The organism is Serratia sp. NCCP-200, assembly GCF_059697885.1.
Window position 1 is genome coordinate 94,337 of the sequence record NZ_BAAKUJ010000001.1, and the last position, 24,601, is coordinate 118,937.

Sequence of the window (24,601 nt, forward strand, 5' to 3'; positions counted from 1 at the left end):
TTTTTTGTGGCTGGATCATTCCTGCGGCAGGTGCGGCACCCAGTCAATCGGTGCCAGGCCTTGTTGTTCCAGTAACTGATTGGTTTGCGAAAAGTGGTGGCAACCCAGGAAACCGCGATGGGCAGAAAGCGGGGAGGGGTGCGGCGCTTTCAACACATGATGGCGCTGGCGATCGATAAAGCTCCCTTTCTTTTGTGCGTGTGAACCCCACAGCAGGAACACGACACCCTCGCGATTTTCGTTTAGTGCGGCAATAACCTTGTCGGTAAAGGTTTCCCAGCCCAGATTGGCGTGAGAATGCGCGCGGCCACCTTCAACGGTTAATACGGTATTGAGCAGCAGTACGCCTTGCTCGGCCCAGCTTTGCAGGCAGCCGTGTGTCGGGCGTTCAAAGCCGGGGATATCCGTCACCAGCTCTTTGTACATATTGACCAGTGAAGGCGGCGCAGGGATGCCTGGGCGCACGGAAAACGACAGGCCATGGGCCTGGTTCGGGCCGTGATAGGGATCTTGCCCCAGGATCACCACTTTGACGTCTGCCAACTCGGTAAAGCGGAAAGCGTTAAACACGTCTTTCTGCGGTGGATAAATGGTCTTACCAGCCTGGCGTTCATTAGCTACAAAGGCGAGTGTATCCAGAAAGTAGGGCTGCTCTTTCTCTTTGCCGATGACGTCGTGCCAGGTGAGGGAGGTAGACATAAGCACTCTCCTTTGTTTTTGTTAGCAATTCATGGTGCATAGCTTACCGTTAACCTCCGCTCGGCGAAACCCGCTTTTTCCATGGGTATGGTGAGCGAGATATACAAATATTTTTGAAAATTTACAAAAATAATTTTAATGAGCAAAAAGGTAAAATTGATATAAAACATAAATTTGCCTCTGATGCTCATTCGGCTACCCCGTAAAAATTGATTTTAGTCAAAGAATTGACCCGGTTTGACTGGTATACAGAACAACAAGACAACATTGGTTTTACCAAATGGCCGGGAACCACAACCGAGTTTTCGGCGACGTAGAAATTTTTCGCCCTATTACGGAGGCAACAAAATGATTACTGGTATTCAAATCACTAAAGCGAACAATCAAGCACTGGTGAACTCTTTCTGGCTGCTGGATGAAGAGAAATCAGAAGCGCGCTGTGTCTGTGCCAAAGCGGATTACGCGGAAGATCAGATCGTGCCTGTTAGCGAACTGGGCCAGATCGAGTACCGCGAAGTACCGATGGAAATGCAACCTACCGTGCGCGTAGAAGGTGGTCAGCACCTGAACGTGAACGTGCTGCGCCGTGAAACGCTGGAAGATGCCGTTAAGAACCCAGAAAAATATCCGCAGCTGACCATTCGTGTTTCTGGTTACGCGGTGCGTTTCAACTCACTGACGCCAGAACAGCAACGTGACGTTATCGCACGTACCTTTACCGAAAGCCTGTAATTTTCGGCTAGGTAGACAAAAGGGAGCTTCGGCTCCCTTTTTTAATGCCTTCACGGCAGAAAATAGATTTTGATCACATTAGCTGCAAAAAATAATCATTCCCATTACAGAACTCGTAGGACTCGCCGATAGCTAAATCAGTTCCATTTGGGGCTGTCTATGGATAAGGAGTCTTTATGAGTTTGCCTTTGAGTTTCATCTCGACGATGACGCCCATCACCGCGGTATCTGCTGCGGCACTCCCGGCTCAAGACGCAATAAAACCAGTCCACACCGACGAGCCACAGGTGACAAAAGTTGCTGTGTCGCTCCCCTCTGAAAATAGTCGTAATGCACAAAACCTGTTGGATTCACTGACTCGCGATCTCTCTGCTGCGGTACCTTTGGCCGCAAGGCTGGAGATGTCTCGTGGGCAAGCGTCTCAGCAGGGTGATTACTCTTTGGCGCTATTGGCCAAGGATGTCTACAACCTTACAGGGCAGGGTGCAGAGGGTTTTTCGCGCATGAGTGATAACGATTTACTGGGTGTTGGCATTGATTCCGCAAGTTTATTGGATACAGCCTCGGGGTTACAGGCGGGTATTTATTCGAATAAGCAGCACTATGTGCTGGCCTTCGCCGGTACTAATGATATGCGCGATTGGCTGAGTAATGTGCGTCAGGCTACGGGGTACGACGATGTGCAGTACAATCATGCTGTGGCGATTGCCAAGAATGCCAAAGCGGCGTTTGGTGACGGATTGGTGATAACCGGTCATTCGTTGGGGGGAGGGTTGGCAGCAACGGCAGCGCTGGCAACGGGTTCTCTGGCAGTAACATTCAACGCTGCTGGGGTTTCCGATCATACTCTCAACCGTTTCGGTATTAATCCCGCTGCGGCAAAGCAAGATGCAGAATCTGGCGGGATCCGTCGTTACAGCGAACAATACGATATGTTGACGGGGACGCAGGAGTCGACGTCACTGCTTCCCGATGCGATCGGGCATAAAATAACCATTGCCAACAATGAGACTCTGAGCGGCACTGATGCTTGGCGGCCGAGCAAATATTTCGATCGCAGCATGACGGCACATGGCATCGATAAAGTAATCAGTTCAATGGCGGAACAGAAGCCATGGGAGATCAAGGCGAATGCCTAAAAGGTGGTGCAGAGGCTGCTGGATAGCGGCTCTCATTGTGCCCTTGTTTGGGATCGCTGGGTTATTGATGGTAGCCAAGGAGCACTATATGGAACAGCAAACTTCGCCATTTGCGGGTACCGATATCTTGTCTTTATCACAGGCGGTGGCTGAAGGTGACGTTTGGCAAATTAGCCAGCAAGCAACGGCTGAACGGCAACATGTGCGGGGAGATTTACAGATCACACTGTTGCAGTGGGCGATTCTGCAGCAGAGGCCAGGCAGTGTACAGGCGTTGATACAGGCGGGAGCAGATATTGGGCAGCCTGGTATGGAGGGCAACGGGGCATTGCATACGGCGGCGATGGTTAAGGATGCGCAATATTTACGCTTGTTATTGCAACAGGCTCCCCAGGTTAATATGCGTAATCTGGTCACTGGTGCTACGCCATTAGCCGCTGCCGTGCTGGCGGGGCGGGAGGAGCAGGTGCGTATGCTGTTGAATGCCGGGGCTGATAGTACCTTGAGTGACAGAGTAGGGGATACGCCCTTGCACCTGGCCGCAAAAATCAACGTGCCAGAGTTGGCGTTGCTGCTGTTACAAACGGGGGCTGATGCCAAGGCACAAAATCAGCAAGGGAGAACGTTCCAGTATTATTTTGCCCAGACGCCAATGCATTTGCAGAATAGCGAGTTGCGTGAACAGTACCGCCAATTGGAGGTCTGGCTCAAAAGTCAGCAATTGGCTGGGCACTATACTCAGCCTTGAAAATAAAAAAACCGCCTTCAAAGTGATGGCGGTTTTTTGATGGCAGAGAGATTATTCTGCGTCTGGTTTGGCTTTTGGCTTGCGGCGCTTACCGACGTTTTTCGCGTCGCGATGGCGTACCTTCACCTTGGCCTTCTCTTTGTTCTTCAGCTTGTCTTCGATGCGCTTGGCCAGCACCTTCTTCGAAGGTTTACCGTTGCTCTTCTCGCTAGGCACCTTGGTGGATGGACGCAGTTCGTCAATCACGCGGGCTTTTAGTGGCTCATTGAGGTAACGCCCCACTTTGCCCAGCAGCAGATGGTCGTGCGCTTCTACCAGCGAAATGGCGGTGCCTTTACGCCCGGCACGGCCAGTACGGCCAATGCGGTGCAGATAGGTATCGGCAGTGCGCGGCATATCGAAGTTGAACACGTGGGTGATATCCAGGATATCCAGCCCGCGAGCTGCAACGTCGGTAGCGACCAGCACGTTGACGCGGCCATCCATCATGCGTTTTACCGCTTCGTTACGCTTGGCCTGCACCATTTCCCCTTCGAGATAGCAGGTGTTGATGCCCGCTTCACGCAGCCAGGCGGCCAGCTCATGCACGCGCTCACGCTTACGTACAAAGATCACTGACTTCTGCACGTCCGGCTGTTGCAACAGATGCACCAGCAGGGCGGTTTTATGCTTCACGTCATCGGCGCGGTAATACCATTGCAGGATCTTTTTACGTTCGCGGCGGGACGGATCGGCTTCAACCTCAACCGGATCTTTCAGGATACGCTCGGCAAACTCTCGGATCGCTTCGCTTTCCAACGTTGCGGAGAACAGCAACGTCTGGGTACGCCAGCGGGTTTCGGCCGAGATGGTCTCGATGTCTTGCGCAAAGCCCATATCGAGCATGCGGTCGGCTTCGTCCAGGATCAGCGTTTCTACCGCACGGCAGTCAAAGTTTTCTTCTTTGATGTATTGCAGCAGGCGGCCGGTGGTGGCAACCACCACGTCCTGGTTTTCGCTAAAGACTTCGGCGTGGTTCATATACGCCACGCCGCCGGTGATGGTGGCGATATCCAGCGAGGTATGCGCAGCCAATTCACGAGCCTGATCGGCCACCTGCATTGCCAGCTCACGCGTCGGGGTGAGGATCAGTACGCGCGGTGGGCCAGACTTCTTGCGTGGGAAATCCAGCAGATGTTGCAGAACCGGCAGCAAGAATGCGGCGGTTTTGCCCGTGCCGGTCGGTGCCGAACCTAATACGTCGCGCCCGTCCATAGCTGGCGGGATCGCCTCGGCCTGGATAGCGGTGGGGCGATCGTAGCCTTTATCACGCAAAGCGAGGATCAGGCGCTCATCGAGTTCGAGTTCGGAAAAATTGGTTGCTGTCATTATCTACCTCTACTTGGGGCGCCGATTATAGACGGGATGGCCGCAGGGTTCACCCTTTTTAACTTTTACCCTAAATCAGTTTGCCTTATGCTACGCCAGTTTTGTCTGCTGGTGGCCATTGTGAGTAATCAAATTAAAACAAAATCGACCCCGCGCCGCGGCGGTTTTACCTTTAAGCAGTTCTTTGTCGCCCACGATCGTTGCGCGATGAAGGTGGGTACCGACGCGGTTATGCTTGGCGCCTGGGCTGCCGTGGATAACGTGCAGCGGGTGCTGGATATTGGCTGTGGCAGTGGGTTGATTGCCCTGATGTTGGCGCAGCGCACGGCTGGCGAGGCCACCATCGATGCGGTTGAGCTGGATAACGCCGCCGCCTTGCAGGCGCGTGATAACGTGTTGGAGTCACCTTGGCCGCAGAAGGTCCAGGTGTACAGCCAGGATATCCATCATTTTGCCCAGCAGCATGCCCATTGTTACGATCTGATCGTCAGCAATCCACCGTATTTTGAGCCTTCTGTCGCCTGTCGCGATCTGGCCCGCACCAACGCCCGTTATACCGAAACCCTGACTCATGACGCCTTGCTGGATAGCGCCGAACGATTGATAACGGCAGAGGGGCAGTTCTGCGTGGTGCTGCCTTATGAGATCGGCGAAGCTTTTGAAGTGAATGCCCACCAACGTGGCTGGCACACCGCACGACGGCTGAACATCAGCGACCGGGCCGAGACGCCAAAGCACCGCTTGATGCTGGCATTAGCGCGTAAACCGGTGGCAAAAGAAGAGGCGGAGTTGGCAATAAAACTGGCGGATGGCAGCTACACCACCGATTTCCGCCAGTTGATTACCGATTTCTATCTGAACTACTGAAGCCTCAGGGTTGCAGAATGGTGGGTTTTGGCTCCGGCAACATGTCCGGGTAATCCAGCGTGTAATGCAGCCCACGGCTTTCCTTGCGCTCCATCGCGCTGCGCACAATCAGTTCCGCCACCTGCACCAGATTACGTAGCTCCAACAGATTGTTGGAGATGCGGAAGTTGGCGTAATACTCGTCGATCTCCTGCTGCAGGGTATTGATGCGGCGTAGTGCCCGCTCCAGGCGTTTGGTGGTGCGCACGATCCCGACGTAGTCCCACATAAACAGCCGCAGTTCGTGCCAGTTATGCTGGATCACCACGCGTTCATCCGAATCATCCACCCGGCTTTCATCCCACTGCGGCAACTGTTTGGCCAGCTTGATGGCAGGCAGGCGCGTCAGAATATCTTCGGCGGCGGACCAACCATAAACCAGGCATTCCAACAGCGAGTTGGATGCCATGCGGTTGGCTCCGTGCAGGCCGGTGTAGCTCACTTCACCAATCGCATACAGGCCGTCCAGATCGGTACGGCCATGCTGATCGACCATCACGCCGCCGCAGGTGTAATGCGCCGCAGGGACGATCGGGATCGGCTGTTGCGTCAGGTCAAAGCCCAGCGTCATCAGCTTTTCGTGGATCATCGGGAAGTGCTGGGTGATAAATTCCGCCGGTTTGTGGCTGATATCCAGGTACATGCAGTCTGCACCCAGGCGTTTCATCTCATGGTCAATCGCACGAGCGACGATATCACGTGGAGCCAGCTCACCACGCGGATCAAAGTCTGGCATAAAGCGGCTGCCGTCTGGGCGTTTCAGATGGGCACCTTCACCACGCAGCGCTTCGGTCAGCAGGAAGTTACGTGCCTGCGGGTGGAACAGGCAGGTTGGGTGAAACTGGTTGAATTCCAGATTGGCGACACGACAGCCAGCGCGCCAGGCCATGGCGATACCGTCGCCCGAAGAGATATCCGGGTTGGTGGTATATTGATAAACCTTGGCCGCTCCGCCGGTGGCTAACACCACCGTTTTGGCACGGTAGGTTTCCACCTGCTCCCGCTCACGGTTCCAGACGTAAGCGCCCACTACGCGCTTGGTGCCCGGCAAGCCGATCTTGTTGGAGGTGATCAGGTCGACGGCGTTGCGGCGCTCCATCACGCAAATATTGGGGTGAGCACTTGCTTTCGCTACCAGGGTAGTCTCTACTTCTTTGCCGGTGGCGTCGGCGGCGTGGAGGATGCGCCGATGGCTGTGCCCGCCTTCCCGCGTCAGGTGATAGCGTTCTTCACCTTGGGAATTGGTTTCGGTGTCGAACAGCACGCCCTGATCGATCAGCCACTGTACGCAGTGGCGCGCATTGCTGGCAATAAACTCGACGGCGTCTTTGTCACACAGGCCGGCTCCGGCGATCAGCGTGTCATCAACGTGCGAGGCGATGCTGTCCGTTTCATCAAACACCGCGGCGATCCCGCCTTGGGCATAAAAGGTGGCGCCTTCATTGAGCGGACCTTTGCTGAGTACAGTAACCTTGCAATGTTGCGCCAGGCGCAACGCCAGGGAGAGGCCAGCAGCACCGCTACCGACGATCAATACATCGCTAACATGTTCAGATGATGGTTGCATAACGTATGATGTGTGCAGAAGAAGAGTGAAATTCATGTTAGCCTACTTGTCCGGGCAAAAGCCACGGACAAGGTGACATCAACAAAAAAACAATGGCGGTATGGAACTTAGCGTTCCGTATGAACTCCAAGCGAGTGCTTGCTCAGGAAAATAATGTATGGCTGGCGGTACAATTTCACGCGTGGAGATAGATTTGGGGAGAATTTACCTCGGATGAGCGAGCAGTTAACGGATCAGGTTCTGGTTGAGCGGGTCCAGAAGGGCGATCAGAAATCGTTTAACTTACTGGTAATTCGTTACCAGCATAAAGTGGCGAGTCTCGTTTCGCGCTACGTACCACAGGGCGACGTGCCGGATGTGGTGCAGGAGTCGTTTATTAAAGCTTATCGCGCACTGGAGTCGTTCCGTGGCGATAGCGCCTTTTACACCTGGTTGTATCGAATTGCTGTCAATACAGCAAAAAATTATCTGGTTGCTCAGGGCCGGCGCCCACCGTCAAGCGATGTGGATGCCAATGATGCCGAAAATTACGAAAGTGCGGGTGCACTGAAAGAAATTTCGAACCCTGAGAACTTAATGTTGTCAGAAGAACTGAGACAGATAGTTTTCCGTACCATTGAGTCACTCCCAGAGGATCTTCGCATGGCGATTACCCTGCGGGAGTTGGATGGTCTAAGCTACGAAGAGATAGCCGCCATCATGGATTGCCCGGTCGGAACCGTACGGTCACGTATTTTCCGTGCTCGGGAGGCTATCGATAATAAAGTTCAACCGCTGATCCAACGTTAGCGATAGCGGACACTGGAAGGGTACTTAGGCATGCAGAAAGAAAAGCTTTCCGCTCTGATGGATGGTGAAATGCTCGACAATGAGCTGCTGAGTTCATTGAGTAAAGATCGGGCGCTTCAACAAAGCTGGCAGAGCTATCACCTAATCCGTGACACGTTACGGGGTGATATCGGGCAAGTCATGCATTTCGATATCGCAGACCGTGTTGCTGCCGCATTGGAAAAAGAGCCCGCTCGTCTGGTTCCTTCGGCAATTCCCGAATCTCAACCGCAACCTCACACCTGGGGTAAACTGCCGTTCTGGCACAAGGTTCGTCCTTGGGCTAGTCAGCTCACTCAAGTCGGCGTTGCCGCTTGTGTCTCTCTGGCAGTGATCGTGGGTGTGCAACAGTACAATCAGCCAACGGCCCAATCAGGCGCGGCTGAAGCACCAGCGTTCAATACGTTGCCAATCATGGGGCAAGCTTCCCCGGTCAGCCTGGGTGTCCCGGCAGACAGTTTCTCAACCGGCAGCGGTCAACAGCAGCAGGTGCAGGAACAGCGTAAGCGTATCAATGCCATGCTGCAGGATTATGAGCTGCAACGCCGTTTGCACTCCGATCAGCTGCAACTTGAACAAAGCAGGCCACAGCAGGCCGCCGTTCAGGTTCCTGGAACTCAGTCTTTAGGAATGCAACAGCAGTAATGAAGCAAATCTGGTTCTCCGTTTGTCTTTTAACGGGCAGCCTGCTCAATTCAAATATCGCCTCGGCGCAGGAACCTGCGTCCGGGGCGTTATTGCAACAAATGAGCAGTGCCAGCCGTTCACTCAACTATGAACTCGCCTATATCAGCATCAGCAAGCAGGGGATAGAGTCGCTACGCTATCGCCATGCGGTGATCGACAAGCAGCCCCTTGGGCAGTTGCTGCATATGGACGGCCCTCGTCGTGAAGTGCTGCAACGTGGCGGTGGGATCAGCTATTTTGAGCCTGGTCTGGAACCGTTCACGCTGTCTGGCGATCACATCGTCGACGCCTTGCCCGCTATCGTATTTGCCGATTTCGACTATCTGGCGAAATACTACGACTTCATCTCCGTTGGCCGCACCCGTATTTCCGATCGGCCTTGTGACGTTTACCGCGTCGTGGCTCGTGACGGCTCCCGTTACAGCTATGTGGTCTGGATGGATATGGAGACCAAACTGCCACTGCGGGTCGATTTGCTCGATCGTGATGGCGAAACGCTGGAACAGTATCGCGTCATCTCGGTCGTGGTGGGCGATCAGGTAAAAAACGTCATGCAACCTTTGCTCAAGGCCAATCTGCCACCGCTATTGACCTTACCCGCGGCTGAAGACGTTAAGCTGGCCTGGAATGCTGGTTGGTTGCCCGCAGGCGTTAACGAGGTGGCGCGTAATCGCCGCAAGTTACCGAATGTGGCGGTGCCGGTTGAATCGCGGCTTTATAGCGATGGCTTGTTCAGCTTCTCGGTTAACGTCAGCCCTTCTGGCAGCAATACCAGCCAACAGTTTTATCGTCAGGGCCGCCGCACCATCCAAACCGAAATTCGTAATGGCAATGAAATTACCGTGGTTGGGGAATTACCTCCTTCAACGGCGAAACGCATTGCCGACAGCATTACTTTCAAGGTAGCGCCGCAATGATGAAAGAGTGGGCCACGGTGATCTCGTGGCAACAGGGTGTGGCACAGCTGCGTTGTGAGCCTAAAGCCGGCTGTGGCAGCTGTACCGCGCGCTCTGGCTGCGGTGCTCGCGCGTTCGACGAACTGGTGCCCGAAAGTGAACATCACCTGCAGGTGGCAATTGCCCAGCCTCTGGAACCCGGCCAGCGCGTTGAAGTCGGTATCGCCGAAGGCAGCCTGTTGCGCTCGGCAATGCTGGTCTATCTGACCCCGTTATTAGGCATGATGCTAGGCGGTGGCCTGCTGCAATGGTGGTTGGGCAGTGACGCTGCGGCGGCACTCGGTGGGATTTTAGGGGGCGGCCTCGCTTTTCTGATCGCACGCGCATTGGCAAAACGCCTCGGCGAACAGGCCATTTATCAACCCGTGGTGCTGCAAATCGGTTTGCCACCCGGTGCCTTGCGGTTGAACACTGAAACCGAATCCCCGATTTAATACGGCGGCCGCGTCATCGCCGGGTTGTTATAGGCGGGGATGCGGTTGTTGATCATATGCTCCATCAGCGCAATAAACAGATCGGCGCTGAACAGCGAGTCATAACCCAGCGAAAACAGCTCATTACCTTGTAGATCCAGCAAACGAAGGGTGCCATGTTGCGGATTGTTTTCCAGGCGGTGGATCTTTTCGATCTGAACCTGCGCCTGGGCGGTACTCAGCGTCGTAGCGCTGAGTCGTAATGTTTGAGTCGGCTTCTCTTGCCACGAACCAAGCCAGCCCCCTCCGCTTTTGAGATAGCCGAAGGTCAATATTTCCCCCTGATAAAGCGAATTTAATGCCAGCGGTCCACGCAACTGGATCTGTTGCTGGATCAGCGTTTCAATCAGCTGCCGGGAGTGAGAGATATTGCTCTTGATGCTGTACCAGAACCCCGCCTCCGAGGTGCGAAACGCCATATTGTCGTTCAGCCCGCCAAGCAGCCTGCTACCGCGCGAATGGTAGATATCAGCAATCTTTTCAAACGCAATAAACCGTTCTTTATGACTGTGGTGATCCAGCACGCGCACGCCGTGCTCATACAGGCGATAGGTCAGCATTGGCCGCAGATAATGGCGCAATGCTAGCAACAGGGTGCCTAACAGAATGGTAACCGCGCCGGCTTGTAGTAAGGCCAGAACGTGAGGATCTTCCATGTTGCTCAATATCGGCACTAACAACAGCGCCGCACCGAGTGTGAACAGCAGCGTTACCACTGCCAAAATGCCCCAGTTGACCTTGGAAAAATCGTGCCGGCTCAGCATTTGCCCTTTATCGATCATGATAAACCTTCCAATCAATGCTCAGAGGAGATGCTGGTGAACTCTGGTGGGCTTGCCGATGTCGTAGTGCCCTGAAGTCTGTTTTTATCCAAAGTTCTTATCACTTGTAACCGAGGGGCGAGGGAGCGTATATGGGGTTTATCCGAAAGCAGGGGTAGAGTTTTTTAATTGTAAGTTATTGATAAAAATATTATTTATTAAATAATTAAGATTGGGTTTATTGCGTAATTGCATAATATGTATTACCAGCGGGTAAATATGATCTGGCCAAGAGGATTGGCGCAATTAACCCACAATTTTTATCGGGCCTTCGCCGCGTTAATATCTGCTTTCATCAACTGCGACGCGTTGTAACACTAAACTACGTATAATCGAATGGCTTCCCGACACCGATTGCTAGGTTTTCAGTGTTGTGACATGTAGAATGCTGCGATTCAGGCGAAAAATAGCCGACCCATTCACTGTCGCTTTATGTCCATGCGGGTTCCATAGGCGAGTAATTCAGAAATACCAAGGCAGAAAAACTAATTAAATGAAACACATAAGAAATTTTTCTATCATTGCCCATATTGACCACGGTAAGTCGACGCTGTCTGACCGTATTATCCAAATCTGCGGCGGCCTGACCGAACGTGAAATGGCTGCACAGGTGCTGGATTCTATGGATCTGGAGCGTGAGCGTGGTATTACCATCAAAGCGCAGAGCGTAACGCTCGACTATAAAGCCAATGATGGGCAGGTTTACCACCTCAACTTTATCGACACCCCTGGGCACGTTGACTTCTCCTATGAGGTTTCCCGCTCACTGGCTGCCTGTGAAGGCGCATTGCTGGTGGTGGATGCCGGGCAGGGCGTAGAAGCCCAGACCTTGGCCAACTGCTATACCGCACTGGACATGGATCTGGAAGTGGTGCCGGTGTTGAACAAGATTGACCTGCCAGCTGCCGATCCGGATCGCGCCGCACAGGAAATCGAAGATATCGTGGGCATTGATGCGACTGACGCGGTACGCTGCTCGGCAAAAACCGGCGTTGGCGTACCAGACGTGCTGGAGCGTCTGGTACGTGATATCCCGCCACCAGAAGGTGATGCGGATGCTCCGTTGCAGGCGTTGATCATCGATTCCTGGTTTGATAACTACCTTGGCGTTGTCTCCCTGATCCGCGTGAAAAACGGCACCCTGCGCAAGGGCGATAAAGTTAAGGTCATGAGCACCGGCCAAACTTATAACGCCGACCGCCTGGGGATCTTCACCCCGAAACGTGTCGATCGCGACGTGCTGAACTGTGGCGAAGTGGGTTGGTTGGTCTGCGCCATTAAAGATATCCTCGGCGCGCCAGTGGGCGATACCTTGACGCTGGCTCGCCAGCCGGCAGACAAAATGCTGCCAGGCTTCAAAAAAGTGAAGCCACAGGTGTATGCCGGCCTGTTCCCGATCAGTTCCGACGATTATGAAGCCTTCCGCGATGCGCTGGGCAAGTTGAGCCTGAACGACGCCTCCCTGTTCTATGAACCAGAAAGCTCCACCGCGTTGGGCTTTGGCTTCCGCTGTGGCTTCCTGGGTCTGCTGCACATGGAGATCATTCAGGAGCGTCTGGAGCGTGAATACGATCTGGAGCTGATCACTACGGCACCTACGGTAGTGTATGAAGTCGAAACCACCGGCAATGAAACCATCTACGTCGACAGCCCTTCCAAGCTGCCGCCGTTGAATAACATCGCTGAACTGCGTGAGCCGATTGCAGAGTGTCACATGCTGATGCCGCAGGAATATCTGGGCAACGTGATCACGCTGTGTATCGAGAAGCGTGGCGTACAGACCAACATGGTTTACCACGGTAACCAGGTGGCGCTGACCTACGAAATTCCAATGGCCGAAGTGGTGCTAGACTTCTTTGACCGTTTGAAATCTACCTCGCGCGGTTACGCCTCGCTGGATTATAACTTCAAACGTTTCCAGGCCTCGGACATGGTGCGCGTTGACGTGTTGATCAACAACGAACGCGTAGATGCGCTGGCGCTGATCACTCACCGTGATAACGCGCAGTATCGTGGCCGTGATCTGGTCGAGAAAATGAAAGAGCTGATCCCACGCCAGCAATTTGATATTGCGATCCAGGCGGCGATCGGCACGCATATCATCGCTCGTTCTACGGTGAAACAGCTGCGTAAAAACGTGTTGGCCAAGTGCTACGGCGGCGACGTCAGCCGTAAGAAGAAGCTGCTGCAGAAGCAGAAAGACGGTAAAAAACGCATGAAGCAGGTAGGTAACGTTGAGTTGCCGCAGGAAGCGTTCCTGGCCATTCTGCACGTGGGTAAAGACGGTAAGTAAGAGCGAAAGCTCGCGTAACTAGGGAGTTTGCATGGCGAATATGTTTGCCTTGATCCTGGCGATTGCCACTTTGGTGACCGGGATCATCTGGTGCTTTGAGCGCTTTAAATGGGCGCCGGCACGCCGGGCGAAAATCGCGGCGGTCAATGCACAGGCGGCCGGAACGGTCGACGAAGCGGCCTTGGCGAAAGTGGCAAGGCAGCCGGGCTGGGTTGAAACCGGGGCTTCGGTGTTCCCGGTATTGCTGTTGGTGTTTGTGGTGCGTTCGTTTATTTACGAACCGTTCCAGATCCCTTCAGGCTCAATGATGCCGACGCTGTTGATTGGTGATTTCATTCTGGTGGAAAAATTTGCCTACGGCGTAAAGGATCCGATCACCCAGACCACGCTAATTGAAACCGGTCATCCCAAGCGCGGTGATATTGCGGTATTTAAATATCCACGCGACACCAAACTGGATTATATCAAACGCGTGATTGGCGTACCTGGCGATCGCGTGACCTATGATCCGGTGAATAAGCGCGTGACGGTGCAAGAGTCCTGTAATAGTGGCCAGGCGTGTGATACCGCATTGGCGGTCACCTACAGCGATATGCAACCGAGCGATTTTGTGCAGATGTTTACCCGCAGCGGTATGGGCGAAGCCAGCAACGGTTTCTTCCAGATCCCTCTGACGGATAACGTGCCACAGGGCGGTATTCGCCTTGGTGAGCGCAAGGAAACGTTGGGCAACGTGACTCACCGTATTCTGACTGTGCCTGGCGCACAAGATCAGGTCGGCGCTTACTATCAGCAGCCAGGCCAACAGTTGGGCGAGTGGGTAGTACCGGCCGGCCATTACTTCATGATGGGCGATAACCGCGATAATAGTGCAGACAGCCGTTATTGGGGATTCGTGCCTGAGAAGAATCTGGTCGGTAAAGCCACCGCGATCTGGATGAGTTTTGAAAAGCAGGAAGGTGAATGGCCAACGGGCGTCAGATTGAGCCGTATCGGTGGTATTCACTAATAGCGTTTTACAAACTGCAGCCAATTAGGCTGCAGTTTGACAGGCAATGGGTCTATATAAACGCAGCAATATATTTCCACTCGTTGTAGAATAGCCCCTCGAGCGATAAAAGTTGGCCCCTTTTGGGCGCCACTGCAAACGAAACAGCTTTGGATTGGCTTTTGGCAAAGCAGGCCTGTTCCGTATGCTGCAAGTTTTTGACGCATTCTTGATCTATTGGTAACTCATGAACCCCATCGTAATAAACAGGCTGCAGCGGAAGCTGGGCTACACTTTTCAACAGCAGGAGCTCTTACTGCAAGCGTTAACTCACCGTAGCGCCAGCAGTAAACACAATGAACGTCTCGAGTTTCTGGGTGATTCGATCCTTAGTTTTGTCATCGCCAATGCGCTCTACCAGCGTTTTCCTCGCGTAGACGAGGGAGACATGAGCCGCATGCGTGCCACGCTGGTGCGGGGCAATACGTTGGCGGAGATGGCGCGCGAATTCGATCTGGGCGAGTGTTTGCGCCTTGGGCCGGGCGAGCTGAAAAGTGGTGGATTCCGCCGCGAGTCGATCCTGGCGGATACGGTGGAGGCACTGATTGGCGGTGTGTTCCTGGATAGCGATATTCAAAACGTCGAGCGCCTGATTTTGGACTGGTATCGTAGCCGGTTGGACGAAATCAGCCCCGGTGATAAGCAGAAAGACCCGAAAACCCGCTTGCAGGAGTTTTTACAAGGTCGTCATCTGCCATTGCCAACATATCTGGTGGTGCAGGTTCGCGGTGAGGCGCACGATCAGGAGTTTACTATCCACTGTCAGGTGAGTGGTTTGAGCGAGCCCGTTGTGGGCACCGGTTCAAGCCGCCGTAAAGCCGAGCAGGCGGCAGCGGAACAAGCGCTGAAAAAGCTGGAGCTTGAATGAGCGAAGAAAAACAATACTGCGGTTTTATTGCGATCGTAGGTCGTCCCAACGTGGGCAAATCCACGTTGCTGAACCAACTGCTGGGGCAAAAAGTCTCCATCACCTCGCGTAAACCACAGACGACCCGTCACCGCATTATGGGTATCGATACCGATGGCGCTTATCAGGCCATTTACGTCGACACCCCGGGTCTGCATATCGAAGAAAAGCGTGCCATCAACCGTTTGATGAACCGCGCGGCCAGCAGCTCAATCGGCGACGTCGAGCTGGTGATCTTCGTCGTAGAAGGCACCAACTGGACTGCCGATGATGAAATGGTGGTCAACAAGCTGCGCAGCCTGAAAAGCCCGGTGCTGCTGGCGATCAACAAGGTCGACAACGTTACCGACAAATCCAAGCTGTTGCCGCACATTGCGTTCCTCAGCCAGCAGATGAACTTCCTCGATGTGGTGCCGATCTCTGCCGAAAAAGGCATGAACGTGGACACCATTGCGGCTATCGCACGTAAAGTGTTGCCGGAAGCGGAACACCACTTCCCGGACGATTACATCACTGACCGTTCCCAGCGCTTTATGGCGTCGGAAATTATCCGTGAAAAGCTGATGCGTTTCCTGGGTGAGGAACTGCCTTACTCGGTGACGGTCGAGATCGAACAGTTTGTACCGAATGAGCGCGGTGGTTACGACGTGCACGGTCTGATCCTGGTTGAGCGTGAAGGCCAGAAGAAGATGGTGATCGGCAACAAAGGTTCGAAGATCAAGACTATCGGTATTGAAGCCCGTCAGGACATGGAACAGATGTTTGAAGCCAAAGTGCATCTGGAGCTGTGGGTGAAAGTGAAATCGGGCTGGGCGGACGACGAACGTGCGCTGCGTAGCCTGGGCTATACCGACGACCTGAAGTAATACCTCCTATGGATGGCTGGGAGCGCGCTTTCGTCCTGCATGGGCGGCCCTTTAGTGAAACCAGCCTGATGCTGGACCTGTTCACGGAAGGTCATGGGCGGGTGCGCTTGCTGGCGAAAGGCGCACGCAGTCGCCGTTCCAATCTAAAGGGTTGCTTGCAACCCTTTACTCCTCTGTTAGTACGCTGGGGCGGTCGTGGCGAAGTCAAAACGCTGCGCGGTGCCGAAGCGGTCTCCCTTGGTTTACCCCTCAGCGGCATGATGCTTTACAGCGGCCTTTACGTGAATGAACTGTTGTCACGGGTGCTGGAGCAGGAAGGCAACTATTCGGTGTTGTTCTTCGATTATCTGCAATGCTTACAGGCCCTGGCAGCGGAAGACAGCTCCCCGGAGCATGCCCTGCGGCAGTTCGAGTTGGCGCTGTTAGGGCACTTGGGTTACGGGCTGGATTTCCTCCATTGTGCTGGCAGCGGTGAGCCGGTGGATGATGGCATGACCTATCGCTATCGGGAAGAAAAAGGCTTTATCGCCAGCCTGGTGGTGGATCATTACAGCTTTACCGGCCGTGAACTCCGCGCCCTGGATGAACGCCAATTCCCCGATGCAGAAACCCTGCGTGCAGCCAAGCGCTTTACCCGTATGGCGCTAAAACCCTATCTCGGCGGTAAGCCGCTCAAGAGCCGTGAACTGTTTCGCCAGTTCGTGCGCAAACAACCCGATACCCCCGTCGACGAAGCCTAAGCGGTTTCTGCTTTTGCCGTTTTGCCCGCCCGTGTAAACTGCTGCTACTGAAAATGACTTAGTAGAGGGTTGTCATGGCTGATTTACTGCTGGGCGTCAATATCGATCATATTGCCACGTTACGTAACGCGCGCGGCACCAATTACCCGGATCCGGTGCAGGCGGCATTTATTGCCGAGCAGGCAGGTGCCGATGGCATCACCGTTCACCTGCGTGAAGATCGCCGTCATATCACCGACCGCGACGTGCGTATCCTGCGCCAAACCATCCAGACCCGTATGAACCTGGAAATGGCCGTCACCGATGAAATGCTGGATATCGCCATTGAGCTGAAACCTCAATTTTGTTGTCTGGTGCCGGAAAAGCGTCAGGAAGTGACCACCGAAGGCGGGCTGGACGTGGCCGGGCAGCAGGACAAAATGGCCGTAGCGGTTGAACGCCTGGCACAGGCTGGTATTTTGGTTTCGTTGTTTATCGATGCCGATCACCGTCAGATCGACGCGGCGGTGGCCGTTGGCGCACCTTATATCGAGATCCATACCGGTGCCTATGCCGAAGCGCAGGGCGATCTGGCCGTGCAAGCCGAGCTCAAGCGTATTGCCAAAGCGGCTACCTACGCGGCCAGCAAAGGCCTGAAGGTGAATGCGGGACACGGTTTGACCTATCATAACGTGCAGCCGATCGCCGCGCTGCCAGAGATGCATGAGCTGAATATCGGCCATGCCATTATTGGCCAGGCGGTGATGAGCGGTTTACCGGCGGCGGTGGCTGACATGAAGCTGCTGATGCGGGAAGCGCGTCGCTAATGGCGGTACTGGGCTTGGGAACCGACATCGTGGAGATGGCGCGTATCGAAGCGGTGGTGGAACGCAGCGGCGATCGCCTGGCTCGCCGGGTGTTAAGCCCGGCCGAATGGGAAGTGTATCAGCAGCATCAGCAGCCGGTACGCTTCCTGGCGAAACGTTTTGCGGTCAAAGAGGCCGCCGCCAAGGCGTTCGGCACCGGCATTCGCAACGGCCTGGCGTTCAATCAGTTCGAAGTGTTCAATGATGGCCTGGGTAAACCCAATATCCGGCTGCATGAACGTGCAGCCAAGTTGGCGCAGGAGATGGGGGTCAAATCAATCCACGTTTCTTTGGCGGATGAACGCCGCTATGCCTGTGCTACGGTGATCATCGAGGGGTAAGGAAGGATTTGCCCTGAGGTGCCGGAGTCAATCTAGTCCCCTCATCCCAACCTTCTCCCACAGGGAGAAGGAGCTAGTTAGGTGTTGCCGTCTGTTACAGAAGTCAGTCTGTGGCATATTCGTTGGAAGAGCAAAGGTGAGCTCAATAACGATAAATAGCTCGATCGGCCCCCTTTGGGAGAGGGCATTGAACTCACAGGCTATCGGCATGGTGCAGCACGACAAACTTGTCCCACAGCTGTTCCTGGTTCTCTACGTGCTGCGGATCGGTAATGATGGTGTTATCGATCGGGCACACCTGCTGGCAGGTTGGGGTCTCGTAATGCCCCACACATTCGGTGCAGCGGTTGGCATCGATCTGATAAATCTCATCCCCCATCGAAATCGCCTGGTTCGGGCATTCCGGCTCGCACATATCGCAGTTGATACATTTTTTGGTAATCAATAAAGCCATATCAATAAGTTACTCATTTAATCTTTTAAAATAAGCACTGGTTCGGTCAGCCGGTTTAACGGGGGGTGCTTATTACTGTCAGGCAAACACCACTTTAAGACTGCCGGGTGTCCGGCGTGGCTTGCCTACCACAATTTGTACATCACGCCCTAAGCGGGTCAGGCATTCTAGCATTTTGGCTTCGCTGATGCCCCGGAACTGGCCGCGCAACAGATTAGACAGCTTGGGCTGTGTCATCCCCAGGAGCTTTGCGGCCTGCTCTTGTGTCAGACGGCGACTTTTGATGATGTCGCCAATTGTGCTGGCAAGTTGGGCTTTAACCTGCATTTCTTCAGCGCCGTCGCTGCCAATATCGGCATAAACGTTGCCGCTGCTGACTTCGATATCTTGGCTCATACTATGCCCCTCTGGCATGATTTTCTGCGGCTTTCAGTCGTTCACGGATTTTGTCCATATCTGGTTTCGGTGTGGCGATCCCGGCTGAAGACTTTTTCTGGAATGCGTGCAGAACATACACGGCATCACCAAACTTAACGGTATAGACTGCACGATAAGTATCAGTAAGAAAGTCTTCTACTACCTCTAGTACTCCTGCCCCACCAAACCCTCTTAAGGGTTTCGTCTGGGAATGCTTACCACCTGCCTGCGCCAAGTGTAGAGCATAGCCGAAAACATCCTGAACCTCTTCGGGTAATGACTGGAGGTCTTTCTTACTGCTACCAACCCAATATAGTGGCTTCATCCGCGTTATCCATGCGTCAAATTATACCTATATGGATATAATTTAACATGACCAATGGTCGATTTATAGTCAGAAAGCGAAAGAAGTTGATTTGATTAGTTCATACCACGTGTCCAACCGGCTCGTGCTGGAGCAGCGCCATAAACAGCAGGTCGGTCAGGGCGAACTGCGCGGTGCTGGAGGATATTGCTGCGCTGCGGATATTGGGCTCTTGCGCAATGGTATAAAGGCAGTGATCGGCCCGTTGCTGTAGGCCATTAGGTGAGAAGCTGGTCAGTGCCAACACCTTGGCTCCGGCAATACGTGCTTCTTCGGCGGCCAGGTTGATTTCACGCCGTTCGCCGCTAAACGAGATCGCCAGCAGCAGATCCTCCCTACTCAGCGCCTTTATCGTCGCCAGTTGAACGTACATATCCGCTTCTGCCACCGCCATCACGCCAATCTTTAGCAGCTTGAACGACAGGTCTTTGGCCACTAGCCCGGAAGCCCCGATGCCGACCAAGATCACCCGCCGCGCCGCACGCAGCATCTCCAGGGCGGTAAGCAGCCGCTGTTCACTGTTGATATCTAGGGTAGCTCGTAATGCGGCCTGCTTTTCCAGCAGCAATTTCTCACCGACGGTTTTGAGAGGATCGCTGCTGAGAATGTGGTTATGGACCGTCACCACCGGTGCGACCTGCGGTTGAGCCACCACCTCACCCAATGCCAGTTTCAGTGCTGGAAATCCCTTGTAGCCCAGTTTCTGGGCGAACTTGACCACGCTCGATTGGCTGACACCGGCCAACTGGGCCAGCTTTTGTGAGCTGAGGTGGCAGGCCTGTTCGGCGTTATCCAACAGAAAGTCCGCCAGTTTGCGATCGTTTTGTGCCAGCGTTGGGTAAATCTGACGAATGCGAAGAAGGGTACTCATGGTTTTTTCCTTTGAGCCAGCCAGCATTCTGCCATGCCGGTGGCAAAACGGGCAGCAATCATTTTTGCGAGCAGGTCGCTAAAACGCTTGCAGCAACACTATGACTTGATGAGTTAACGCGCCTTTGGCGTTGACCAATGTCGGTTGTATCTGGTCGGTCTAGTGATTACGATAATAGCCGGTTGTATTTTCACCTGCATAATGGGGTCAACGATCCTGAGGAGTAACGTTTGACTGACAAACCGGTTGCACAGGCCCAGCGCGTGGTATTTTTCGATCTGGATGGCACCTTGCATCAGGAAGACATGTTTGGCAGTTTCCTGCGCTTTTTGCTACGGCATCTGCCGTTGAACCTGGTGCTGGTAGTGCCGCTGTTGCCCATTATCGGATTGGGTTTGTTGATCGGTGGGCGGGCGACACGCTGGCCCATGAGCCTGCTATTGTGGGCAATGACCTTTGGCCGTTCAGAGACCAGGCTGAAAGCGCTGGAGGCGAAATTCGTCGATTATTTTCGCCGTAAGGTCACCGCCTTTCCGGTCGTGCAGATGCGTTTGCGCCAGTACCTGGATGCCCAGGATGCTCAGGTGTGGTTGATCACCGGCTCGCCGGAACGACTGGTGGAGCAGGTTTATCGGGACTCTGCGTTCCTGCCACGGGTACGGCTGGTGGGGAGTAGCATTGTGCGTCGCTACGGGGGCTGGGTGTTGCCCATGCGCTGCCTGGGCGTGCAAAAGGTAGTACAACTCGAGCAGCGCCTGGGAGCGCCATTGAAACTGTTCAGTGGCTACAGCGATAGCAAGCAGGATAACCCTTTGCTCTATTTTTGCGAACACCGCTGGCGGGTGGGTAAAGAAGGCGAGTTACAGCAGTTGGACTAAATAAGGCTCCCCCAGTAAACGAGGGAGCCTGGCAGCGGTTACATGGCTGCTTTGAAGATGGCCACAATCTGTTCGTGGCTTGCCTGGATTGGATTGGTAAATCCGCAGGCATCGTTCAGGGCGTTAGTGGCTAACGTAGCAAAGTCTTCTTCTTTGACCTGCAGATCGCGTAAGCCAGCAGGAATTCCCACGTCTTTCGCCAGTTGGCGAATGGCGGCGATACAAGCGGCAGCCCCTTGCTCATCGCTAAGGCCTGCAACATTTACGCCCATAGCGGCGGCAATGTCTTTCAGACGCCCTGCGGCAACCTGAGTATTGAACTCTTGCACGTGCGGCAACAGCACGGCGTTGCACACCCCATGTGGCAGGTTGTAGAAGCCACCCAACTGGTGCGCCATGGCGTGCACATAACCCAATGAGGCGTTATTAAACGCCATACCGGCCAGGAACTGGGCATAGGCCATGTTCTCGCGCGCCTGCATATTTTGCCCGTCGTTGACTGCATCACGTAAAGATTCGGCAATCATGGTGGCGGCTTTCAGCGCGCAGGCATCGGTGATTGGGTTGGCGGCGCTGGAGACGTAGGCTTCGATAGCGTGGGTCAGAGCATCCATACCGGTTGCGGCGGTAAGGCCTTTTGGCATGCCAGCCATCAGGTGAGGATCGTTGACTGACAGGATCGGAGTCACGTGCTTGTCGACAATCGCCATTTTGATGTGGCGCGCTTCGTCGGTGATGATACAAAAACGCGTCATCTCGGAAGCGGTACCCGCAGTGGTGTTGATCGCAACGACCGGCAGTTGCGGCTTAGCTGAGCGATCAACCCCTTCATAGTCTTTGATTTCCCCGCCGTTAGCGGCGACCAGGGCAATCCCTTTCGCACAGTCATGCGGCGAACCGCCACCCAGAGAAACGACACAGTCACAGTGATGTGCGCGCAACAGTTCCAGGCCCTGTTTTACGTTTTCCGTGGTCGGGTTGGGATGGGTGCCGTCATAGACGCAGCTTTCAATGTTCTGTGCCGCTAACAGGGCTTGCACCTGAGCGACGACGCCAATGCCGTTCAAAACCTTGTCGGTCACGATCAGTGCGTTATGCAGACCATGCTCTTTCATGGTTTTTGCCGCGTCTTCCAGACAGCCGGAACCAATCATGTTGATGGAAGGGATAAAGAATGTTGAGGCAGCCATAACCTACTCCTTATAAAGGCTTTTTGCGTGAGGTAAACATTATCGTGCTAATGCTTAAGAGAATATGATCTATCACAATTTAGTTAGAAAAAATTTGCTTAATTTTACGGCTTGATTTTCCACCGGTTTATAACGTTTATCTGAAATTTTAAGAAATGAACAAAATTTAATCATCATTAAATATGATGTTATTGATTTGTTGGTGGCGTTTTGAGCGATCGACAAACGTGGCGGGTTCAAGCTTATTTGCATCAACAGGGCCGAGTGGCTGCGGCAAAAGGGACTAGTGTGTATAATGCCCGCCGCGATGCGCACGAGGATTGATGTGGTGAATGAATATAGTGATGAGTATTGGATGCGTCAGGCGTTAAGCCTGGCTCAACGTGCGCAGGAGGAAGGTGAAGTGCCGGTTGGGGCGCTGCTGGTGCTGGACAATCAGGTGATTGGCGAAGGTTGGAACCGGCCGATCGGCCGCCACGATCCCACCGCTCATGCTGAGATCATGGCGCTGCGGCAGGGGGGAGCGGTATTGCAGAATTATCGCCTGCTGAATGCCACGCTGTATGTCACGCTGGAGCCTTGCGTGATGTGCGCCGGGGCGATGGTGCACAGCCGCATCCGTCGTTTGGTATACGGCGCGGCCGATGAAAAAACCGGAGCGGTGGGTTCGCTGGTGGATATTCTGCGCCATCCGGGCATGAATCATCAGGTAGAAATCGTCTCGGGCGTGCTGGCAGAAGAGTGCGCCGCCACCCTCAGCAACTTTTTCCGCATGCGTCGCGAGCAGAAAAAAGCGCTGAAGCTGGCGCAACGGGCCGGAAAAGACCCACAATAACTACATATTGAATCACTACAGGGCGAGCGCCAGCTTGGCTTCCACGGCAGGATAGCCTTTGGCCAGTTCGGCCTGTTTCATTGCTTCTACCGCCTTCTTCTCTTTTTCCAACAGATAGCCCACCAGGCTGACCTGATAACGGCGGATGTTTTCCACGTAGTTATAGGCTTCGCGGCCACGGGCATAGCCATAGGTGAGTGATGGATAGTAGCGCTTCTGGCTCAGCATCGGCAGGCGCTGTTTCACATCGACCCAACTGTCGGGGTTGCCTTGCTGGTTTTTGGTGAGTTTACGCGCGTCCAGCATATGGCCCCAGCCCATGTTATAGGCGGCCAGTGCGAACCAGATCCGCTCATCTTCCGGCACCGTATCGGGAACCTTCGCCATCAGACGCTGCAGATAGAGCGCCCCGCCTTGAATACTCTGCTCCGGATCGAGCCTGTCGGTGACGCCCAGGCCGTCTGCAGTGGCCCTGGTCAGCATCATCAGCCCACGGACACCCGTAGGGGAGGTCGCCTGAGGATTCCAGTGAGATTCCTGGTAGGCGATGGCGGCCAGCAGCTTCCAGTCAATTTCGCTGGCATACTTTTCAAACAGCGAACGGAAAGTGGGCAATACCGAGTCGATGGCCGACAGGAAGGTTTTGGTATCGACGTAGTCAAAACTGCCCACGTGCCCCAGATACTTCTCTTCCAACCGTGCCAGCGTGCCGTCTTCTACCCTTTGGCTATAAAAATCCAGCAGCGCGGCGTACAGGCTATCGTCATTGCTGCGCTTCAGATACCAGGTCACTGGCTCTTCATCGGTAATGTCAAAAGCGACGGCCAGCTGTGGATGGATACGCTGCAGCAGGGCAATGGTCACGGAGTCGCCAATGGTGTAATCCAGCTTGCCATCGGCCACCTGTTCCAGCAGCTCTTTTGACGTCATATCGCTCGACGCTTCCCAACTGAGATCGGGGTATTTGCTTTGTTTGAGCTGCTTTAGCGTGCTGACGTGCGCCGAACCGGAGGCCACTGCCAGCTTGCCTTTGATATCGGCAAAGGATTTTGGCCGCGTGGTACCCAACCGATAAACCAACTGCTGGGAAACGGAATAGTACGCCGGGCCGGTACTGGCGCGGCTGAGGCGATCCCGGTTGTAGATTAACCCGGCGGCGAGAATATCGGCATTGTCGTCATCGAGATCGTCAAACAGGTCATTGATGTTTTGGTGTGGGATCACCACCAGCTTGACCCCCAGGTAGTTGGCAAAGCTTTTGGCCAGCTCATAGTCAAGGCCACTCGGCCCCTGTGGGGTAGTGAAATAGGTTAACGGTGAGTTTAACGTGCTGACGCGCAGTTCCCCACGCGCTTTGATCGCCTCGAGTTGGCCTCCCTGTCCACCACGCCAGGCGATATTGGGCCACAGGGCTAGCGCCAGCAACAGGGCCACAACACCGATTAGAATGTAATTTATTTTTAGGCGTTTCAAATAGTTATCTCAAATAGATGCACGCTTTATATTGACCGGAATCAGGATTTTTTCATGGTTAAATCACCAGTGCCGGGGCATTTTGCGCAACATTACGCCAGCGTGCAACTTTATTGATAGGTTATGAGAATTCGTCAGCGGGAATAGCTTTTATC

General features: G+C 54.1%; 27 protein-coding genes. 17 read left to right on the forward strand and 10 right to left on the reverse strand.

Annotated features, from left to right (window positions below; genetic code table 11):
- Nucleotides 1–15: 15 nt before the first annotated feature.
- On the reverse strand, nucleotides 16–699 hold the full coding sequence (gene ung, locus AC6HVW_RS00470) for a uracil-DNA glycosylase (protein WP_021178914.1): 684 nt from the start codon (nucleotides 697–699) through the stop codon (nucleotides 16–18).
- 348 nt (nucleotides 700–1,047) lie between these two features.
- Here ung and grcA point away from each other — a divergent pair, with 348 nt between their 5' ends.
- The 3 genes from grcA (at nucleotide 1,048) to AC6HVW_RS00485 (ending at nucleotide 3,318) form a co-directional block, all read left to right on the forward strand.
- Nucleotides 1,048–1,431, forward strand: a complete 384-nt coding sequence (gene grcA / locus AC6HVW_RS00475; protein ID WP_021178913.1) for an autonomous glycyl radical cofactor GrcA — start codon at nucleotides 1,048–1,050, stop codon at nucleotides 1,429–1,431.
- Between the two features lie 176 nt (nucleotides 1,432–1,607).
- Nucleotides 1,608–2,570 (forward strand): Tle-like phospholipase domain-containing protein, encoded by a 963-nt coding sequence (locus AC6HVW_RS00480; RefSeq protein WP_071683951.1) that lies wholly within the window; start codon nucleotides 1,608–1,610, stop codon nucleotides 2,568–2,570.
- The gene (locus AC6HVW_RS00485) at nucleotides 2,563–3,318 is read left to right on the forward strand and encodes an ankyrin repeat domain-containing protein (protein ID WP_071683950.1); all 756 of its coding nucleotides are present in this window, start codon (nucleotides 2,563–2,565) and stop codon (nucleotides 3,316–3,318) included. The genes AC6HVW_RS00480 and AC6HVW_RS00485 overlap by 8 nt, the downstream gene beginning before the upstream one ends.
- Before the next feature lie 51 nt (nucleotides 3,319–3,369).
- Here the strand turns inward: AC6HVW_RS00485 and srmB are convergent, their stop codons facing one another.
- Entirely contained in the window at nucleotides 3,370–4,686 is a 1,317-nt protein-coding gene (gene srmB, locus AC6HVW_RS00490; RefSeq protein WP_497569218.1) for an ATP-dependent RNA helicase SrmB, read from the reverse strand.
- Between the two features lie 87 nt (nucleotides 4,687–4,773).
- Between srmB and trmN the strand changes: the two genes are divergently transcribed.
- The gene (trmN, locus tag AC6HVW_RS00495; RefSeq protein ID WP_497569219.1) at nucleotides 4,774–5,553 is read left to right on the forward strand and encodes a tRNA(1)(Val) (adenine(37)-N(6))-methyltransferase TrmN; all 780 of its coding nucleotides are present in this window, start codon (nucleotides 4,774–4,776) and stop codon (nucleotides 5,551–5,553) included.
- Nucleotides 5,554–5,557: 4 nt separating this feature from the next.
- Here trmN and nadB read toward each other — a convergent pair whose 3' ends face one another.
- On the reverse strand, nucleotides 5,558–7,159 hold the full coding sequence (gene nadB / locus AC6HVW_RS00500) for an L-aspartate oxidase (RefSeq protein WP_021807681.1): 1,602 nt from the start codon (nucleotides 7,157–7,159) through the stop codon (nucleotides 5,558–5,560).
- A gap of 213 nt (nucleotides 7,160–7,372) precedes the next feature.
- Here nadB and rpoE point away from each other — a divergent pair, with 213 nt between their 5' ends.
- Genes rpoE through rseC form a run of 4 tightly spaced genes read left to right on the forward strand, consistent with a single transcriptional unit; the run spans nucleotide 7,373 to nucleotide 10,064 of the window.
- Complete coding sequence (rpoE, locus tag AC6HVW_RS00505) at nucleotides 7,373–7,948, forward strand: RNA polymerase sigma factor RpoE (RefSeq protein ID WP_012146382.1); 576 nt, start codon at nucleotides 7,373–7,375, stop codon at nucleotides 7,946–7,948.
- Nucleotides 7,949–7,978: 30 nt separating this feature from the next.
- Nucleotides 7,979–8,632 carry an anti-sigma-E factor RseA gene (gene rseA / locus AC6HVW_RS00510; protein WP_065686636.1) on the forward strand — a complete coding sequence of 218 codons (654 nt, stop codon included), beginning with the start codon at nucleotides 7,979–7,981 and terminating at the stop codon, nucleotides 8,630–8,632.
- A complete protein-coding gene (gene rseB / locus AC6HVW_RS00515) occupies nucleotides 8,632–9,591 on the forward strand; it encodes a sigma-E factor regulatory protein RseB (protein ID WP_071683948.1) in 960 nt (319 codons plus the stop codon). The genes rseA and rseB overlap by 1 nt, the downstream gene beginning before the upstream one ends.
- Complete coding sequence (gene rseC / locus AC6HVW_RS00520) at nucleotides 9,588–10,064, forward strand: SoxR-reducing system protein RseC (protein WP_497569220.1); 477 nt, start codon at nucleotides 9,588–9,590, stop codon at nucleotides 10,062–10,064. Before rseB ends, rseC begins: the two co-directional genes overlap by 4 nt.
- Here rseC and AC6HVW_RS00525 read toward each other — a convergent pair.
- Nucleotides 10,061–10,885 carry a hypothetical protein gene (locus AC6HVW_RS00525; RefSeq protein WP_071683947.1) on the reverse strand — a complete coding sequence of 275 codons (825 nt, stop codon included), beginning with the start codon at nucleotides 10,883–10,885 and terminating at the stop codon, nucleotides 10,061–10,063. The genes rseC and AC6HVW_RS00525 overlap by 4 nt on opposite strands.
- A gap of 532 nt (nucleotides 10,886–11,417) precedes the next feature.
- Between AC6HVW_RS00525 and lepA the strand changes: the two genes are divergently transcribed.
- From lepA to acpS, 7 genes are all read left to right on the forward strand, one after another.
- Entirely contained in the window at nucleotides 11,418–13,217 is a 1,800-nt protein-coding gene (gene lepA / locus AC6HVW_RS00530) for a translation elongation factor 4 (RefSeq protein WP_021178903.1), read from the forward strand.
- A gap of 31 nt (nucleotides 13,218–13,248) precedes the next feature.
- Complete coding sequence (lepB, locus tag AC6HVW_RS00535; protein ID WP_071683946.1) at nucleotides 13,249–14,226, forward strand: signal peptidase I; 978 nt, start codon at nucleotides 13,249–13,251, stop codon at nucleotides 14,224–14,226.
- Nucleotides 14,227–14,452: 226 nt separating this feature from the next.
- Nucleotides 14,453–15,133, forward strand: a complete 681-nt coding sequence (gene rnc, locus AC6HVW_RS00540; RefSeq protein ID WP_021178901.1) for a ribonuclease III — start codon at nucleotides 14,453–14,455, stop codon at nucleotides 15,131–15,133.
- The gene (gene era / locus AC6HVW_RS00545; protein WP_024529374.1) at nucleotides 15,130–16,038 is read left to right on the forward strand and encodes a GTPase Era; all 909 of its coding nucleotides are present in this window, start codon (nucleotides 15,130–15,132) and stop codon (nucleotides 16,036–16,038) included. Before rnc ends, era begins: the two co-directional genes overlap by 4 nt.
- Nucleotides 16,039–16,046: 8 nt before the next feature.
- A complete protein-coding gene (recO, locus tag AC6HVW_RS00550; protein ID WP_021178899.1) occupies nucleotides 16,047–16,778 on the forward strand; it encodes a DNA repair protein RecO in 732 nt (243 codons plus the stop codon).
- A gap of 74 nt (nucleotides 16,779–16,852) precedes the next feature.
- Entirely contained in the window at nucleotides 16,853–17,584 is a 732-nt protein-coding gene (gene pdxJ, locus AC6HVW_RS00555) for a pyridoxine 5'-phosphate synthase (RefSeq protein ID WP_071683945.1), read from the forward strand.
- A complete protein-coding gene (gene acpS / locus AC6HVW_RS00560; protein ID WP_071683944.1) occupies nucleotides 17,584–17,964 on the forward strand; it encodes a holo-ACP synthase in 381 nt (126 codons plus the stop codon). Before pdxJ ends, acpS begins: the two co-directional genes overlap by 1 nt.
- Before the next feature lie 193 nt (nucleotides 17,965–18,157).
- On the opposite strand, the gene AC6HVW_RS00565 is transcribed toward acpS, so the two are convergent.
- The 4 genes from AC6HVW_RS00565 to AC6HVW_RS00580 form a co-directional block, all read right to left on the reverse strand.
- Nucleotides 18,158–18,418 (reverse strand): YfhL family 4Fe-4S dicluster ferredoxin, encoded by a 261-nt coding sequence (locus AC6HVW_RS00565; protein WP_071683942.1) that lies wholly within the window; start codon nucleotides 18,416–18,418, stop codon nucleotides 18,158–18,160.
- 78 nt (nucleotides 18,419–18,496) lie between these two features.
- Entirely contained in the window at nucleotides 18,497–18,814 is a 318-nt protein-coding gene (locus AC6HVW_RS00570) for a helix-turn-helix domain-containing protein (protein WP_024484273.1), read from the reverse strand.
- 1 nt (nucleotide 18,815) lies between these two features.
- Entirely contained in the window at nucleotides 18,816–19,160 is a 345-nt protein-coding gene (locus AC6HVW_RS00575; protein ID WP_071683941.1) for a type II toxin-antitoxin system RelE/ParE family toxin, read from the reverse strand.
- Between the two features lie 100 nt (nucleotides 19,161–19,260).
- On the reverse strand, nucleotides 19,261–20,070 hold the full coding sequence (locus tag AC6HVW_RS00580; RefSeq protein WP_071683940.1) for a MurR/RpiR family transcriptional regulator: 810 nt from the start codon (nucleotides 20,068–20,070) through the stop codon (nucleotides 19,261–19,263).
- A 230-nt stretch (nucleotides 20,071–20,300) separates the two neighbouring features.
- On the opposite strand from AC6HVW_RS00580, the gene yfhb reads away from it, so the two are divergent.
- On the forward strand, nucleotides 20,301–20,948 hold the full coding sequence (yfhb, locus tag AC6HVW_RS00585; RefSeq protein ID WP_021807693.1) for a phosphatidylglycerophosphatase C: 648 nt from the start codon (nucleotides 20,301–20,303) through the stop codon (nucleotides 20,946–20,948).
- A 38-nt stretch (nucleotides 20,949–20,986) separates the two neighbouring features.
- Here the strand turns inward: yfhb and yiaY are convergent, their stop codons facing one another.
- On the reverse strand, nucleotides 20,987–22,138 hold the full coding sequence (yiaY, locus tag AC6HVW_RS00590) for an L-threonine dehydrogenase (RefSeq protein ID WP_059201549.1): 1,152 nt from the start codon (nucleotides 22,136–22,138) through the stop codon (nucleotides 20,987–20,989).
- Nucleotides 22,139–22,466: 328 nt separating this feature from the next.
- Here yiaY and tadA point away from each other — a divergent pair, with 328 nt between their 5' ends.
- A complete protein-coding gene (gene tadA, locus AC6HVW_RS00595) occupies nucleotides 22,467–22,973 on the forward strand; it encodes a tRNA adenosine(34) deaminase TadA (RefSeq protein ID WP_024484269.1) in 507 nt (168 codons plus the stop codon).
- Between the two features lie 15 nt (nucleotides 22,974–22,988).
- Here the strand turns inward: tadA and mltF are convergent, their stop codons facing one another.
- Nucleotides 22,989–24,446 carry a membrane-bound lytic murein transglycosylase MltF gene (gene mltF / locus AC6HVW_RS00600; protein ID WP_037376561.1) on the reverse strand — a complete coding sequence of 486 codons (1,458 nt, stop codon included), beginning with the start codon at nucleotides 24,444–24,446 and terminating at the stop codon, nucleotides 22,989–22,991.
- Between the last annotated feature and the right edge of the window lie 155 nt (nucleotides 24,447–24,601).